The sequence below is a fragment of the Klebsiella sp. BIGb0399 genome (genome assembly GCF_003752615.1).
GTDB classification, from domain to species: domain Bacteria; phylum Pseudomonadota; class Gammaproteobacteria; order Enterobacterales; family Enterobacteriaceae; genus Klebsiella; species Klebsiella lignicola.
This window is the reverse complement of sequence record NZ_RKHT01000005.1, coordinates 89,322-102,767: the sequence shown is the minus strand read 5'-3', so window position 1 is coordinate 102,767 and position 13,446 is coordinate 89,322. Positions and strand designations below refer to the sequence as shown.

The following is a 13,446-nucleotide window of genomic DNA, read 5'->3' as shown; positions in this document are numbered from 1 at the left end:
CCCGCCGCGATGTTGTCGCCCCGTAGCCCGGACAGGCGCTATGCGCCGCCTCCGGGAAGATGCGTCGGCTGGCACGGTTCCCGGTGGCGCTGCGCTGACCGGGCTACATGCCGCGATGCTGTCGCCCCGTAGCCCGGACAGGCGCCACGCGCCGCCTCCGGGAAGACGCATCGGCTGGCACGGCTCCCGGTGGCGCTACGCTGACCGGGCTACACGCCGATGTTGTCGCCCCGTAGCCCGGACAGGCGCCACGCGCCGCCTCCGGGAAAATGTATCGGCTGGCACGGCTCCCGGTGGCGCTGCGCTGACCGGGCTACACGGCGATGTTGTAGCCCGGGAACTGTCGACTATGGCTGGTACGGGTGCACGTCGCGCCAGTGATCGGCGATCTGCTGGCGGGTGCACACCCACACCCGATCGTGCTGCTGCACGTAATCGAGGAAACGCTGCAGCGCCCGGAAGCGTCCCGGTCGGCCCAACAGGCGGCAATGCATCCCCACCGACATCATCTTCGGCGCCTGTTCCCCCTCTTCGTACAGCACATCGAAACTGTCTTTCAGGTAGGTATAAAACTGCTCGGCGGTATTAAACCCCTGGGCGGTGGCGAAGCGCATATCGTTGGCATCGAGGGTATAGGGCACGATCAGGTGCGGCTTGCGTGAACCATCGCTGCAGGCCACCTCGCTCCAGAACGGCAAATCATCGCCGTAATAGTCGCTGTCATAAGCAAAACCGCCGTGCTCCACCACCAGCTGACGGGTGTTGGGACTGTCGCGCCCGGTATACCAGCCCGTCGGTGGTTTGCCGAACAGGTCGGTCAGCACATGCACCGCTTTGTGCAGATGCTCGCGTTCGCTATCGATATCCATATGCTGGTAGTGGATCCAGCGCCAGCCGTGGCTCACCACGTCATAATCGGCGGCTTTGATGGCGGCGACGATCTCGGGGTGACGCGCGAGGGCCATTGCTACGCCAAACACCGTCAACGGCAGCCCGCGACGGCTGAACTCCTGGTGAATGCGCCAGAACCCGGCGCGGCTACCGTACTCGTACAGCGAGTCCATCGACATATGGCGATCGGGATAGCTGGCGGCCCCGATAATATCCGAGAGAAACTGCTCGGAACCGGCGTCGCCATGCAGCACATGGTTCTCCGCTCCTTCCTCATAATTGAGCACGAACTGCACCGCAATCCGTGCCTGTCCCGGCCACTGCGCATGCGGCGGCTGCCCGGCGTAACCCCGCAGATCCCGCGGGTAATGCTGATCGGAAAACGTCATCTCCACCCCTTACCGTTAAAACGAATTGAATACCTGAAATGGCCCGCTCAGCGTTTTGGCTTCCGGAAACGCCAGGTCGCCCCGTTTGCTGGTCGACAGCCCCAACGACACCAGCGACTCCACCATCTTCACCGCCGCGCTGACGCCGTCGATCACCGGAACCTGCAGCTCGTGCGTCAGTTCCTGGGCCAGCGTCGCCATGCCGCCGCAGCCCAGCACGATCGCGCCGCAGCCGTCTTCCCGTAGCGCCTGAATACAGCGCTGGCGCACTTTTTCCTGCGCCAGACCGCTGCCGTCCTCCAGCGCCAGGACCGGCAGGTCGATGGCGTGCAGTCCGGCACAACGGTCGTAAAAACCATATTGATGCAGCAGGTGACGGGCAATAATCAGCGTTCGCGGCAGCGTGGTGACGATGGAAAAGCGCGTGGCGACCAGCGTCGCCATATGCATCGCCGCTTCGGCAATGCCGATCACCGGCCCCTGCGCCAGTTCGCGTGCCGCCAGCAGCCCCGGATCGCCGAAACAGGCGATAACGTGCCCCGAAACCCCCTGCTGGCGGCCGGCCTGAATCTGTTCCAGCACGCCGATGGCGGCAATGGCCTCATCAAAGTGACCTTCGATCGACGGCACCCCTTCCCGCGACGACACCGCCAGGATTTCGGTTCCCGGCGCCGCCACGGCTCTGGCCGCGCGGGCGATGGTTTCCGTCATCCCGGCGTTAGTGTTGGGGTTAATCACTTGTATACACATAGCGCTCATGACAGCTCCTTATTTCCGGCGAAGAGGCGGGCGAAATCCGGCAGCGACTCGCCATCGCGCTCAAAGCACAGGCTGGCGACAATATGTTCAAAATGGTGCGTTAGCGCGTCGCTCAGGGGCGCCAACGCCTTCTCTCGCAGCAACTGAATGATCCGCTCGTGATCGTTGCACCGACACCCCTGGCGCCATGGCGCTCCCCATGTGGCGATCGCTAATGAAGAGCGCTGGCTCAGGCGAGTCACCATCTCGGTGAGCACCGGGTTGCCGGAAATCGCCTGCAGCTGAATATGAAACTCGGCGGAGTAACGGATTGCCGCCGGGCCGTCGTAGACGTCATGCGCCTGCTGCTCCTGCAACGTGATGGCCTCCAGCGCCGCCAGATGCGGCGGCTGGCAGTGGGCGATCACGTCCGGCAGGTTGGCGACCTCCAGCAGCATGCGGGTACGGAAGATGGCCTGGGCCTCTTCGACCGTCGGACTGGCGACCTGTGCACCACGTTTGGGCGTGATGGTGACCATTTGCACAGTAGCGAGTCGTTGCAGCACTTTACGGATCCCGGTCCGGCTCACGCCGAAGACCTCCGCCAGCGCCTCTTCCGGCAATTTACTGCCCGGCGGTAGCTGATGTTCCACAATTGCGGTCATCAGGGACTGATAGATGGTTTCGTCCTTGTCATGCAGCGCTGCCGCGGCCTGCTGACGATGTTCATTACGCATTCACCCGCTCCAAATTTACCTTTCGATATCTAATCGTATACATGAAATAAAATTCTTGTATACAAAATTAACTATTCTGGCCTGGATCCTGCAACAGCATCCTCAACACCCTAATCAGGGGTTTCATTCACAGGAGCAGGTTTCATGCCAAACAGTCAACATACCCAGCAGAATACGGCCGCTGATTCCACCGCCGGCTACAGTCCACGGCTTTGTAATGAGGATCTGGCGCCGACCCGCGACCAGAACTGGAGCTGGTACAACATATTTTCGTTCTGGATGTCGGACGTCCATAGCATGGGAGGCTACGTCGTGGCGGCGAGCTTCTTTACGCTCGGGCTGGCAAGCTGGCAGGTGCTGCTGTGCCTGCTGGTAGGGATTTGCATTGTGCAGCTGTGCGCCAACCTGGTGGCTAAGCCAAGCCAGATGGCCGGCGTGCCCTATGCGGTGATCTGCCGCCAGGCCTTTGGCGTCTTTGGCGCCAATATTCCGGCGGTGATCCGCGGCCTGATCGCCTTCGCCTGGTACGGCATTCAGACCTATCTGGCGGCCAACGCGCTGATGCTGGTCATGCTCAAATTCTGGCCTGGCCTGGCGAGCTTAACCGAGGCCTCCTTCCTTGGCCTGTCGCACCTCGGCTGGCTCTGTTTCGCCACCATGTGGCTACTGCAGGCGATGGTGTTCTGGCACGGGATGAGCGCCATCAAGCGCTTTATCGATATCGCCGGGCCGGCGGTCTACGTGGTGATGCTGGCGCTGGCGGGGTGGATTGTATACAAGACCGGTTTTGACGGGATCTCCTTTACCCTCGCCAGTAAATCGCTGACCACCGGGGAGCAGACCTGGCAGATGATCACCGCCACCGCGCTGGTGGTCTCCTACTTCTCCGGTCCGCTGCTTAACTTCGGCGACTTCTCGCGCTACGGCAAAAGCATGGGCGAGATCCGCCGCGGGAACCGCTGGGGCCTGCCGTTTAACTTCCTGCTGTTTTCGATCGTCACCGTGGTGATTGTCTCCGGCACCCAGTCGCTGTTTGGCCGCATGATCACCGACCCGATTGAAACCGTCAGCCGCGTCGGCAACGATCTGGCGGTGGCCATTGGCCTGCTGACGATGATTACCGCCACTATCGGCATCAATATTGTCGCTAACTTCGTCTCCCCGGCGTTCGATTTCTCCAACTGCTCGCCGCAGAAAATCAGCTTCCGCACCGGGGGGATGATCGCCGCGGTCGGCTCGATTCTGCTGACCCCGTGGAACCTGTTCAACTCGCCGGAGCTTATCCACTACACCCTCGATGTCTTAGGGGCGTTTATTGGCCCGCTGTTCGGCATCCTGATTGTCGATTTCTATTTGATCAAACGCGGGCAGGTTTCCGTCGACGATCTGTTCAACGCGACCCCGAGTGGCCGCTACTGGTATCGCAACGGCTTTAACCCCAAAGCCATTGCCGCGCTGCTCCCGTCCGTGGCGATCGGCCTCGTGATCAGCTTTATCCCGGCGCTGCATGAAGTGGCCAACTTCAGCTGGTTTATCGGCGTGCTGCTGAGCGGTTCGGCTTATCGCTGGATTGCCCGCGAGGATCGCGTAAATGTGACCTCACACCTGACCTCTCGCCCGCTGGCCCAGAAAGAGTAACCCTCCGCCGTTGCCGCGGCTGTATGCCGCGGCGCTTCCTGACCAGCAAACTGGCATCGATTTTGCTCAACAATCCTGCCCCTCTATTGTGGATAAAGGAAAAGTTGTCTTTATGATTGAATACCACTCCGCCGTGCGCGGCGCTTTTTTCGACATCGCCCACCCCGCCGACAGCGCCGACGATATCGCGCGCCATGGGCGTTACCTTGATGACGGTGTCCTGTTTATCCACGAGGGCAAAATTCAGGCGCTGCTGCCCTGGCAGGAGGGGGAAGCTCACCTCGACGGGCAAAAAGGCTACCTCGACCTGCGCGGACAGCTGCTGCTGCCCGGCTTTGTCGATGCCCACGTGCACTACCCGCAAACCGAGATGATTGGCGCGTTTGGCGAACAGCTGCTGGAGTGGCTGACCACCTACACCTTCCCGGTCGAGAGCCAGTTCAGCGACGAGGAGTACGCCGCCGACATCGCGCAGTTTTTTATCAACCAGCTGCTGAGCCACGGCACCACCACCGCGCTGGTGTTTTGTACGCTGCATCCTGAATCGGTCGATGCGCTGTTTACTGAAGCCCTGCGGCTGAATATGCGCCTGCTGGCCGGGAAAGTGATGATGGACCGCCATACGCCAGATTATCTGAGCGAAACGGCAGAGCAGAGCTACCGGCAAACCCGCGAGCTGATCCAGCGCTGGCACCATCGCGGCCGCCTCGGTTACGCCATCACCCCGCGCTTTGCGCCAACCTCAACCCCGGAGCTGCTGGCGGCGGTTCAGCAGCTGCGCGAGGAGTTCCCGGATACCTGGCTGCATACCCACCTCAGCGAAAACCTCACGGAAGTGGCATGGGTGAACAGCCTGTGGCCGGAGCACGAGCACTATCTGGACGTCTACCATCACTACGGCCTGACCGGTGAGCGCAGCGTCTTTGCTCACGGGATCCATCTGGCGGAAAAAGAGTGGCAGTGCCTGCACGACACCGGCTCGGCGGTGGCCTTTTGCCCGACCTCCAACCTGTTTCTCGGCAGCGGCCTGTTCCGCTTACCCGCCAGCTGGCAGCACAAGGTGCGTATCGGCATCGGCAGCGACGTGGGCGCCGGCACCACCTTCAGCATGCTGCGTACCCTGGGCGAGGCCTACAAAGTGGCGCAGCTGCAAAGCTATCGCCTGCGTTCGTGTGAAGCCTTTTACCACGCGACGCTGGGAGGCGCCCGGGCGCTGCGTCTCGACGACAAGATTGGCAACTTCCAGCCGGGCAAAGAGGCGGATTTTGTGGCGATCGACCTGACGGTGACCCCGCTGCAGCGGCTGCGAATGTCCCGCTGCCAGGATATTTACGAACGGCTGTTCGTGCTGATGACGCTGGGCGATGAACGCAATATTCGCCAGACCTGGGTCAATGGCGAGTGCGTCTGGCGCAGCGAGACGTAAGGAGATAGCCAGCCCGGCAGCGCTGCCGGGCCGCGCGGGTTTAACTTCCCCGGTAGGTGGACCAACCGCCCGGGGCAATCACGAACGGTAAATGGAAATGCGTGTCCGACCCGGCGCTAATCGCAAAGTCAATCTGCGCCCGCAGATACAACGTTTCCCGACCGCTGTGGGTAAACCAGTCGCCGATTTCCGCCACCAGCCGATAACGCCCGGCCACCAGCATGCCGGGGGCCAGCGTCGCAATGCGGCCATTTTCGTCGGTTATCCCGCTGGCAATAGATTGCCCGCCGAGCATCAGATGCACCGCCACCCCTTGGGCCGGTTGTCCGGTAGAAATATCCAGAATATGGGTACTTAACGTATTCATTCGCCGATGACTCCCGTCAGTCTTAAGAGCGTAATCTCACGCAGCTGCGCCAGCGCAACCTGCACTTCCTCTGCCTCGCTGTGGGTCAGGCGCTGCGTGAGCGCCTGCAGGATCGCCTCGCCGCTGCGGCCCTTCGCGCGGATCAGGAAGACCCGACCGAAGCGCGCTTCATAGCGGGCATTTCCGGCTTTCAAGGCCTCGGCCAGCGTGGCGTCCTTGTCGTTCACCGCCGCCTGCTCCTGGCGGGACAGCGCGGCATGTGCGCGCTCCCCGGCAGGCTTCTCGCCGATGCGCGGATGGGCGCTCAGCGCCTGGTCCAGTTCCGCTTCCCCCCACTGCGCGGCCTGCTGTTCGGCCATCGCCAGCAGCGCCGGGAGATCGGCATAGGGTCGGGCCTGTACCAGCGCCGTCACCCAGGCGTCGAGTGCGACGCAGGGCGCCAGCAGGCTCCCGGCGTCCTGCGGCGAAAGTTGATTAAAATGGTGAAGCGCAATCATCGTGACTCCTTAACCGCCGCCACAGCGAGCGGTCATTATTATTATCGGACATGACCATTCCAGCGGATTGTTTAAAACGCCGTCTGCACAGTGCACAAAGCAGGCCAGAGTCGCGCCCTCGCCGCCGCTCAGCTTCCTGCACGGCATTACATTCAAATTATCAACACCATAGCGATAAATATAGCGCAATATTCGTTCGCGCAACCGTGGCTGACAATGAAACATTCGATACCGTCAGCGACAATCAGAAATTTTTGATTCATAAAATGGCAATTGCCACGCAAGAACGCACCAGCGAAGTGCACTGGCTGGGTCAATCCCTTCTCTGCCCCCGCCCGCGCGGGTTCGTCAAGCTGGTACGCAATTTGCTCACCTCCTTTACGACGCAATAAATGGAGAAGAGCATGAAAGCATTAGTCATCGGCGCCGGTATTGGCGGCCTGAGCGCGGCCGTCGCGCTGAAGAACGCGGGAATTGAGTGCGAGGTGTTTGAAGCGGTCAAAGAGATTAAACCGGTCGGGGCGGCGATCTCTATCTGGCCCAACGGCGTGAAGTGTATGCAAAGCCTGGGCATGGGGGGCATCATCGATACCTACGGCGGTCCGATGCACTATTTAGCCTATAACGCCAGTCGCGACGGCGAAACCCTGACGCGCTTTAGCCTTGCGCCGCTGGTGGAGCGCACCGGCGGTCGCCCCAGCCCGATCGCCCGCAGCGAACTGCAAGGGGAGATGCTCGACTTCTGGGGGCGCGACGCCGTGCAGTTCGGGAAACGGGTTGTCCGGGCTGAGGAAGACGCCAGCGGGGTGACGGTCTGGTTTACCGACGGCACCACAGCCCACGGCGATTTCCTTATTGCCGCCGATGGCAGCCACTCGGCGCTGCGTCCGTACGTACTGGGCTATACCCCCGAGCGCCGCTATGCCGGCTATGTGAACTGGAATGGCCTGGTGACGATCGATGAGCAGATTGCCCCGGCCAACCAGTGGACCACCTTCGTCGGCGAAGGCAAACGCGTGTCGTTGATGCCGGTGGCAAACGGCCGCTTCTATTTCTTCTTTGATGTGCCGCTGCCGCTGGGTCTGGCGGAAGATCGCGACACCCTGCGCGGCGATCTCTCCCGCTACTTCGACGGCTGGGCGCCGCCGGTGCAGCGGCTGATTGCGGCGCTGGATCCGCACACCACCAACCGCATTGAAATCCATGATATTGAGCCTTTCGACCGCCTGGTGCACGGCAAGGTGGCGCTGCTCGGCGATGCCGCTCACAGCACCACGCCGGATATTGGTCAGGGCGGCTGCGCGGCGATGGAGGACGCGGTGGTGCTTGGCGACATGTTCCGCACGCACCAGGATATTACCGTGGCGCTTCAGCAGTACGAAGCCCTGCGCTGCGAGCGGGTGCGCGACCTGGTGCTGAAAGCACGCAAACGCTGCGATATCACCCACGGCAAAGATATGGCCCTGACCCAGGCGTGGTATCAGGAGCTGAAAGAGGAGACCGGCGAGCGGATCATCAACGGTCTGTGCGACACCATTCAGGGCGGCCCGCTGGGCTAGACGCTCTGCATCTCCTCCATCACCGCCGTCAATTTTTGAATCGCCATTTGTGCCGGACGCGACAGCTGGCGCGATGGCGCCGAACACAGCGCCAGCGTCAGGGGACGCAGCAGCTTATTGCGCAGCGGAATAAACGTCAGCTGGCCGTTTCTCACCTCGTCCAGCACATCCAGCCGGCTCAGCACCGTCACCCCGCTGCCTTTAAGCACCAGCGACTTGATCAACCGGATGTCGTTACAGCTGATGCCGTTCGCCGGAATAAAATCGTAGTGGCGATACAGCATCCCGACGCGTTCGTGCACGATCAGCGGCGCGCCGGGCACGATATGGCGCTCCTGGCTGAGCTCGCCTAACGACAGCGCCTCCGCCCCGGCCAGCGGATGGTCCGGGCGCATCACAACCCCCATCTCCAGTTCAACAAACGCCAGAACGCTGAGCCCCGCCTGCCCTTCCGGATCCAGAATCAGGCCAAAATCGAGGTCGGCCTGGCGCACCTTCTCGCTGACCGTATGGCTGTCGGCCACCTGCAGCACCAGCTCCAGCCACTCCCAGTTGCTGATGATATCGGCCAGCGCCGCGGCAAAGCTCCCCTCGGCCAGCGCCTGTACCATGCCGACGCTGACGGTGCCGCGCTTCAGCCCCTGTAGTTCATCAAACTTTTGCCGGGTCAGGCGAAACTCTTTTTGCCAGCGCAGCAGGTTGTCATACAGCAGTTCGCCGGCGGTGGTCATCCGCAGCCCTTCCGGCAGGCGCTCAAATAACGGGGTGCCGAAGGCCTCCTCCGCCTGCAGGATCTGGCGATTAATCGCCGATGCCGAGATGTGCAATTTTTCAGCCGCCCGCCGCAGGCTACCGCTGCGGGCCACCTCGGCAAAATAGAGTGCAAACCGCGAAAATGGACTCATGCCTCACCTGTACACTTTTTTGCAACGCATTAGTGAATTAATGCTGATGGATGTCAACACCCTAATATGACAACAATTAACTCACAACAATTAAACAATTCTATTTTTGTGAGCAGGAAGGACAACCATGAACAGACCCACGCCGACCCCACCCGCCCATTGCACGTTTGACCCGCAAGACTGGCTGCGCCTCGCCCGCTGCTGGCATCCGGTGGCCCGCGCCGAGGATATTGGCGCCGCGCCGGTAAAAGCCATCCTGCTGGACGAACAGTTGGTTATCTATCGCATCAAGGGCCAGGTCGTGGTGGCTCGCGACGTCTGTCCGCACCGCGGCGTGCCGCTGACCCTCGGCTTCCATGATGAGGAAGGGATTGTCTGCCCCTACCACGGTCTGCGCTTTGGCGAAGACGGGCGCTGCAACCGCATTCCTTCCAGCCCCGACCAGCCGATCCCGGCCAAGCTCCATCTCACCAGCTACGCGGTGGAAGAGCGCTACGGCCTTATCTGGACCTGCCTGGCCTTCGACCCGGAAAACCCGATGCCGCTGCCGACGATGCCCCACTGGCACGACGAAGGCTTTCAGCAGATCACCTGCCCGGCTTTTGAGGTCAATGGCTTCGCCGGGCGTCAGGTCGAGGGGTTTCTTGACGTCGCCCACTTCGCCTGGATCCACACCGACACCTTTGCGGACCCGGATAATCAGGTGGTGCCGACCTACAACCCGCAGGAGACGCCGTTTGGCTTTATTGCCGATTACTGGAGTTCCGTCGGTAACTACCCGGCCAGCTCTGAGTTTCGCGCACCGGATGGCTTCCAGTGGCTACGCCATTTCGAAATGCACCTGCCGTTTACCGCCACCCTGACGATCCACTTCCCCGGCGATGCCCGGCTGGTGATCATGAATGCCGCCTCGCCGGTATCGTCGCGGGTAACCCGGATGTTTGCGCCGATTGCGCGCAATTTTGACCTGCACGTGCCGGTCGCCGATGTCCATGCCTTCAACCTGCGGGTGTTCGAGGAAGACCGACTGATGGTCGAAACCCAGCGCCCGGAAAGGCTGCCGCTGGACCTGACGCTGGAGGCGCATATTCCTGCCGATCGCAGTTCCATCGCCTATCGCCGCGGCCTGAAGAAAATGGGCTTTGGTGAGTTTTTCCTGGTGTAAGTGGAGGAGCATCATGAGTGACGTCCTGAAGATGGTGGTGGATGGCCTGTGGCGCCAGGGGGATAAAAGCCTCGCCATCAGGCTGGTGGCGCAGAACCGCCAGCCGCTTCCCGGCTGGCAGCCTGGGGCGCATATCGATGTGCATCTGCCCTGCGGGATAATCCGCCAGTACTCGCTGACCGGTGCGCATAACGATGGCGTATGCGACAGCTATCTGATCTGCGTGGCGCAGGATCGCGCCTCTCGCGGTGGGTCGCGCTATATCCATGAGACGCTGCGTCCGGGCCAGACGCTGCTGATCTCGCCGCCGCGTAACCTGTTTGCCCTGCAGCCCGCGGGCCGGGTGACGCTGCTGGCGGCGGGGATTGGCATCACCCCGCTGTATACCATGGCGCTGCATCTGCACGCGGCGGGTATCCCTTTTGCACTGCATTACTTTGTGAAAAGTCGCGATCATGCGGCATTTACGACGGAAATGATGGCGACTTTCGGCGATGAACGCTGCACGATCCACTGCTCAGACGAGGGAGGCAGCCCGCGCACCGGACTCAGCTGTACCCTCGGCGAAGGCCACGCCGACCACCATCTGTATCTCTGTGGCCCGGCGGGCTTTATGGCAGCCGCCCGCCAGTGTGCGACGGAAAAAAACTGGCCCGAGGCGCAGATCCACAGCGAAGCCTTCCAGCCGCCAACGCCCGTCACCGGAGCCGACGGCGACGATACTTTCACCATCACTCTGGCCTCCTCCGGGGAAACATGGCCAGTGCCGGGCCATAAAACTATCGCCCAGGTATTGCAGGACAACGGCGTGGCCGTCCCGCTTTCGTGCGAGATGGGCCTGTGCGGCGCCTGCCTGACGCCGGTGGTGGCGGGCCAGGCCGATCATCGCGATACGGTGCAGTCAGACGCGGAGAAATCCGCCAGCGCGCAGCATATCGCCCTGTGCTGCTCCCGCAGCCGCTCGGCAAATTTAGTGATTGATTTATAACCGACGTTACCGCCCCTGCTCCCCCGCTGCCTGATGACACCGCAGAATGTGCGCCAGGCAGCGCCCGACCTGCGTATCAACCCACGTAAAATCAACGCCCTGCAAAAACATTCCATCTATTCATGATTAACATAAAAATTATTCATTTCATTTCTAATTCTGTTACCATCATATTTGTATGACAAATTAACCCTCACTACACAGGCCGGTGTCATCATGATGATAAGTAGAGCACAAGAGATGCAGGTTCAGGCTCAGCGCCTGCAGGAACAGGGATTATTACGGCGCGCGCTGGCGTTGTGGGCCGACATGGCGCGATGCGATGACCACGAGGTCGCCCGCCAGGCCAGGCAAAAGCAGCAGGAGATCGTCGCCTTATTGCAGCGGAAAAAAGACCAGCAAGCGGCCTCGCGCTATAACTGCCGGGCTCATGTTGCGGCCGACCGGGAATTGATCATTGCCTATTTACGCAATGGCATGAAACCGCGGGAGATTGAGGCACTGACTCAGCGTTCCAGCGCCTTTATTTACCACTGTAAAAAGCTGCTGCCCGAAGAATAACGGCGGCAATGCCGCCACACTGACCAGCTTTCTGGATATTGCCGTGCGTGCCGCAGTATCCAGAAAGGTGTTCAGGCACAACGCTGAACATCAAACATAAATGTGTATCTGCACCCTAAATAATTCAGGTTGCATAAAGGCGGCAAAGCCGTGAGTCCCCAGGAGCTTACTGAAGTAAGTGACTGGGGTGAGCGGGTGTAGCCAACGCATATGCAGCTTGAACTATGACGGGTATATCCGAGTATTTGCCAGCCAGGAATTGGCTGGCTTTTTTTTGGTTCATCGCGCAGCTCACCTGCGGGGCAGTTTATCATTCAGCAGCGCTTCGATTCTGGCCCGGTTCTCTTCGAGGAGGGCTTTATAATCAATGCGGCTTTTGGGGTCCATTTTCGCCAGGGTCGCATCCAGTTCCTGCTGACGGCGAATGCTCTCCTGCACCCCTTTCATGGCCGCTTCCATCGCAATCAGCTCGGACGACAGTTCTCGTTCCAGCATCGAGCGATACAGAAACTCCCGGGCGATGACCCCGAGGGCATTGTTAGCCTGATTGACCGCGTTGTGCGTCTGCTTAAGTGATTCGGCCACGGCGGCCAGAATTTTATTTTCACTCATTGGCGGCATCTCCTTTCACCACTAACGCCAGGTTTTCCGCCAGGCTGCGGTTGAACATCTCGCGCTGCGCCACGGTCATGGCATCCAGCTGTTTTTTCACCGCCGCCATGCGTTCAAAGTAGTCCTGCATCACCTCGTCACGGATCGCCCGTTTGCGTTCATCGGGGATGTCGGCAAAGGTATCCGTCGCGGTCGGTGCCGGCAGGTTGCTGTCGCCGGCGGGTAGTCGCCTTACCATAATCTCTCCCGGTCTTAGAAAAGACGCATATTGCGCAGATCGCCGTCGCTGGTGTTGTAGATCGTGAACTGTTCGAGCAGTTCGATAAACGCATCGCGCGCCGGGATCGTGGTGGCCAACATCTTGCGTTGACGCAGCGCACACCAGAGCGCGACGGAATAGGCCTGGCAGTTCACCGACTTCTCGGGATTAAATTCGATATCGGTAAAAGCCGTGTAGTCCAGCACCTGTTCTTTGCAGGGGGAATGCTGTAGCGCGTTGAGATACAGCCAGTCGTAAAAAGCAGTTTTCGGCTCTAACGGCCAGATGATAGCCTCGCGCGCTTCATTCGGCTGAAATGAAAAGTGGTCCAGCCGGCCCGATGTTTTTAGCACTTCCGCGCGCTTGGCCTCTTTCGGCGACAGGCGCATCAGCTCGCGAAACGGCCCGTTATCGGTAAACACTTTTGATGACTGGAACAGCGATTCGACGCTGATAAACTGCCCGCCGTTGCTTTGGACACCCATGTTAAAGGCGCTGAGCTGCACGCCCAGCGTCTCTGGCGATTTGCTGGAGACCTCAAGGATTCTGGCCTCCGGGTGGTCCACGCGATAGCCTTCATGCAGCGCGGCGATGGACTTTTGTTTTTGGCTGACCGCAAGGCCTGGCGACCAGCTGAAATCCACATTGACGATCTCCACCAGAGCCGCCCCTGTTGAGGTCGGGATAAATACGGGGCGCACGGCCATAAAGTCA

The 13,446-nt window shown here is 60.5% G+C and carries 13 protein-coding genes and 2 pseudogenes; 6 read left to right on the top strand and 9 right to left on the bottom strand.

What is annotated here, in order from left to right:
- Nucleotides 1-347 precede the first annotated feature (347 nt).
- Genes puuE through EDF82_RS00765 form a run of 3 tightly spaced genes read right to left on the bottom strand, consistent with a single transcriptional unit; the run spans nucleotide 348 to nucleotide 2,755 of the window.
- Nucleotides 348-1,280 (bottom strand): allantoinase PuuE, encoded by a 933-nt coding sequence (gene puuE / locus EDF82_RS00775; protein ID WP_123753733.1) that lies wholly within the window; start codon nucleotides 1,278-1,280, stop codon nucleotides 348-350.
- Nucleotides 1,281-1,295: 15 nt separating this feature from the next.
- Nucleotides 1,296-2,039 carry an allantoin racemase gene (gene hpxA, locus EDF82_RS00770; RefSeq protein ID WP_123753732.1) on the bottom strand — a complete coding sequence of 248 codons (744 nt, stop codon included), beginning with the start codon at nucleotides 2,037-2,039 and terminating at the stop codon, nucleotides 1,296-1,298.
- Nucleotides 2,036-2,755 (bottom strand): GntR family transcriptional regulator, encoded by a 720-nt coding sequence (locus EDF82_RS00765; protein WP_123753731.1) that lies wholly within the window; start codon nucleotides 2,753-2,755, stop codon nucleotides 2,036-2,038. Before EDF82_RS00765 ends, hpxA begins: the two co-directional genes overlap by 4 nt.
- 144 nt (nucleotides 2,756-2,899) lie before the next feature.
- Between EDF82_RS00765 and EDF82_RS00760 the strand changes: the two genes are divergently transcribed.
- Both EDF82_RS00760 and guaD read left to right on the top strand, forming a co-directional pair.
- Nucleotides 2,900-4,393, top strand: coding sequence for an NCS1 family nucleobase:cation symporter-1 (locus EDF82_RS00760; protein ID WP_123753730.1), 1,494 nt, complete (start codon nucleotides 2,900-2,902; stop codon nucleotides 4,391-4,393).
- A 112-nt stretch (nucleotides 4,394-4,505) separates the two neighbouring features.
- Nucleotides 4,506-5,819, top strand: coding sequence for a guanine deaminase (gene guaD / locus EDF82_RS00755; RefSeq protein ID WP_123753729.1), 1,314 nt, complete (start codon nucleotides 4,506-4,508; stop codon nucleotides 5,817-5,819).
- 40 nt (nucleotides 5,820-5,859) lie between these two features.
- Here guaD and uraH read toward each other — a convergent pair whose 3' ends face one another.
- Both uraH and uraD read right to left on the bottom strand, forming a co-directional pair.
- Nucleotides 5,860-6,186 carry a hydroxyisourate hydrolase gene (gene uraH, locus EDF82_RS00750; RefSeq protein ID WP_123753728.1) on the bottom strand — a complete coding sequence of 109 codons (327 nt, stop codon included), beginning with the start codon at nucleotides 6,184-6,186 and terminating at the stop codon, nucleotides 5,860-5,862.
- Complete coding sequence (gene uraD, locus EDF82_RS00745) at nucleotides 6,183-6,683, bottom strand: 2-oxo-4-hydroxy-4-carboxy-5-ureidoimidazoline decarboxylase (protein ID WP_123753727.1); 501 nt, start codon at nucleotides 6,681-6,683, stop codon at nucleotides 6,183-6,185. Before uraD ends, uraH begins: the two co-directional genes overlap by 4 nt.
- Before the next feature lie 392 nt (nucleotides 6,684-7,075).
- On the opposite strand from uraD, the pseudogene hpxO reads away from it, so the two are divergent.
- A pseudogene (gene hpxO / locus EDF82_RS00735) lies at nucleotides 7,076-8,173 on the top strand (FAD-dependent urate hydroxylase HpxO); the annotation flags it as partial.
- Nucleotides 8,174-8,198: 25 nt separating this feature from the next.
- Here the strand turns inward: hpxO and hpxR are convergent.
- Nucleotides 8,199-9,147 (bottom strand): annotated as a pseudogene (hpxR, locus tag EDF82_RS00730) (LysR family hpxDE operon transcriptional regulator HpxR).
- A gap of 127 nt (nucleotides 9,148-9,274) precedes the next feature.
- Between hpxR and hpxD the strand changes: the two are divergent.
- The 3 genes from hpxD to EDF82_RS00715 all read left to right on the top strand — a co-directional run bounded on the left by hpxD (nucleotide 9,275) and on the right by EDF82_RS00715 (nucleotide 11,861).
- Nucleotides 9,275-10,312 carry a molybdenum cofactor-independent xanthine hydroxylase subunit HpxD gene (gene hpxD, locus EDF82_RS00725; protein ID WP_123753723.1) on the top strand — a complete coding sequence of 346 codons (1,038 nt, stop codon included), beginning with the start codon at nucleotides 9,275-9,277 and terminating at the stop codon, nucleotides 10,310-10,312.
- A gap of 13 nt (nucleotides 10,313-10,325) precedes the next feature.
- A complete protein-coding gene (locus tag EDF82_RS00720; RefSeq protein ID WP_123753722.1) occupies nucleotides 10,326-11,300 on the top strand; it encodes a PDR/VanB family oxidoreductase in 975 nt (324 codons plus the stop codon).
- 216 nt (nucleotides 11,301-11,516) lie between these two features.
- A complete protein-coding gene (locus tag EDF82_RS00715) occupies nucleotides 11,517-11,861 on the top strand; it encodes a hypothetical protein (RefSeq protein WP_227540084.1) in 345 nt (114 codons plus the stop codon).
- 291 nt (nucleotides 11,862-12,152) lie between these two features.
- On the opposite strand, the gene EDF82_RS00710 is transcribed toward EDF82_RS00715, so the two are convergent.
- From EDF82_RS00710 to EDF82_RS00700, 3 genes are read right to left on the bottom strand one after another with little or no spacing between them, the layout of a single operon-like run.
- Nucleotides 12,153-12,473 (bottom strand): hypothetical protein, encoded by a 321-nt coding sequence (locus EDF82_RS00710; protein ID WP_123753721.1) that lies wholly within the window; start codon nucleotides 12,471-12,473, stop codon nucleotides 12,153-12,155.
- A complete protein-coding gene (locus EDF82_RS00705) occupies nucleotides 12,466-12,711 on the bottom strand; it encodes a hypothetical protein (RefSeq protein ID WP_123753720.1) in 246 nt (81 codons plus the stop codon). Before EDF82_RS00705 ends, EDF82_RS00710 begins: the two co-directional genes overlap by 8 nt.
- A gap of 14 nt (nucleotides 12,712-12,725) precedes the next feature.
- Nucleotides 12,726-13,439, bottom strand: a complete 714-nt coding sequence (locus EDF82_RS00700; protein ID WP_123753719.1) for a hypothetical protein — start codon at nucleotides 13,437-13,439, stop codon at nucleotides 12,726-12,728.
- Nucleotides 13,440-13,446 lie beyond the last annotated feature (7 nt).

Excerpts from the sequence above, each read along its gene's own strand:
- puuE (WP_123753733.1), bottom strand. The coding sequence starts at position 1,280 with ATGACGTTTTCCGATCAGCATTACCCGCGGGATCTGCGGGGTTACGCC.
- hpxA (WP_123753732.1), bottom strand. The coding sequence starts at position 2,039 with ATGAGCGCTATGTGTATACAAGTGATTAACCCCAACACTAACGCCGGG.
- EDF82_RS00765 (WP_123753731.1), bottom strand. The coding sequence starts at position 2,755 with ATGCGTAATGAACATCGTCAGCAGGCCGCGGCAGCGCTGCATGACAAG.
- EDF82_RS00760 (WP_123753730.1), top strand. The coding sequence starts at position 2,900 with ATGCCAAACAGTCAACATACCCAGCAGAATACGGCCGCTGATTCCACC.
- guaD (WP_123753729.1), top strand. The coding sequence starts at position 4,506 with ATGATTGAATACCACTCCGCCGTGCGCGGCGCTTTTTTCGACATCGCC.
- uraH (WP_123753728.1), bottom strand. The coding sequence starts at position 6,186 with ATGAATACGTTAAGTACCCATATTCTGGATATTTCTACCGGACAACCG.
- uraD (WP_123753727.1), bottom strand. The coding sequence starts at position 6,683 with ATGATTGCGCTTCACCATTTTAATCAACTTTCGCCGCAGGACGCCGGG.
- hpxD (WP_123753723.1), top strand. The coding sequence starts at position 9,275 with ATGAACAGACCCACGCCGACCCCACCCGCCCATTGCACGTTTGACCCG.
- EDF82_RS00720 (WP_123753722.1), top strand. The coding sequence starts at position 10,326 with ATGAGTGACGTCCTGAAGATGGTGGTGGATGGCCTGTGGCGCCAGGGG.
- EDF82_RS00715 (WP_227540084.1), top strand. The coding sequence starts at position 11,517 with ATGATGATAAGTAGAGCACAAGAGATGCAGGTTCAGGCTCAGCGCCTG.
- EDF82_RS00710 (WP_123753721.1), bottom strand. The coding sequence starts at position 12,473 with ATGAGTGAAAATAAAATTCTGGCCGCCGTGGCCGAATCACTTAAGCAG.
- EDF82_RS00705 (WP_123753720.1), bottom strand. The coding sequence starts at position 12,711 with ATGGTAAGGCGACTACCCGCCGGCGACAGCAACCTGCCGGCACCGACC.
- EDF82_RS00700 (WP_123753719.1), bottom strand. The coding sequence starts at position 13,439 with ATGGCCGTGCGCCCCGTATTTATCCCGACCTCAACAGGGGCGGCTCTG.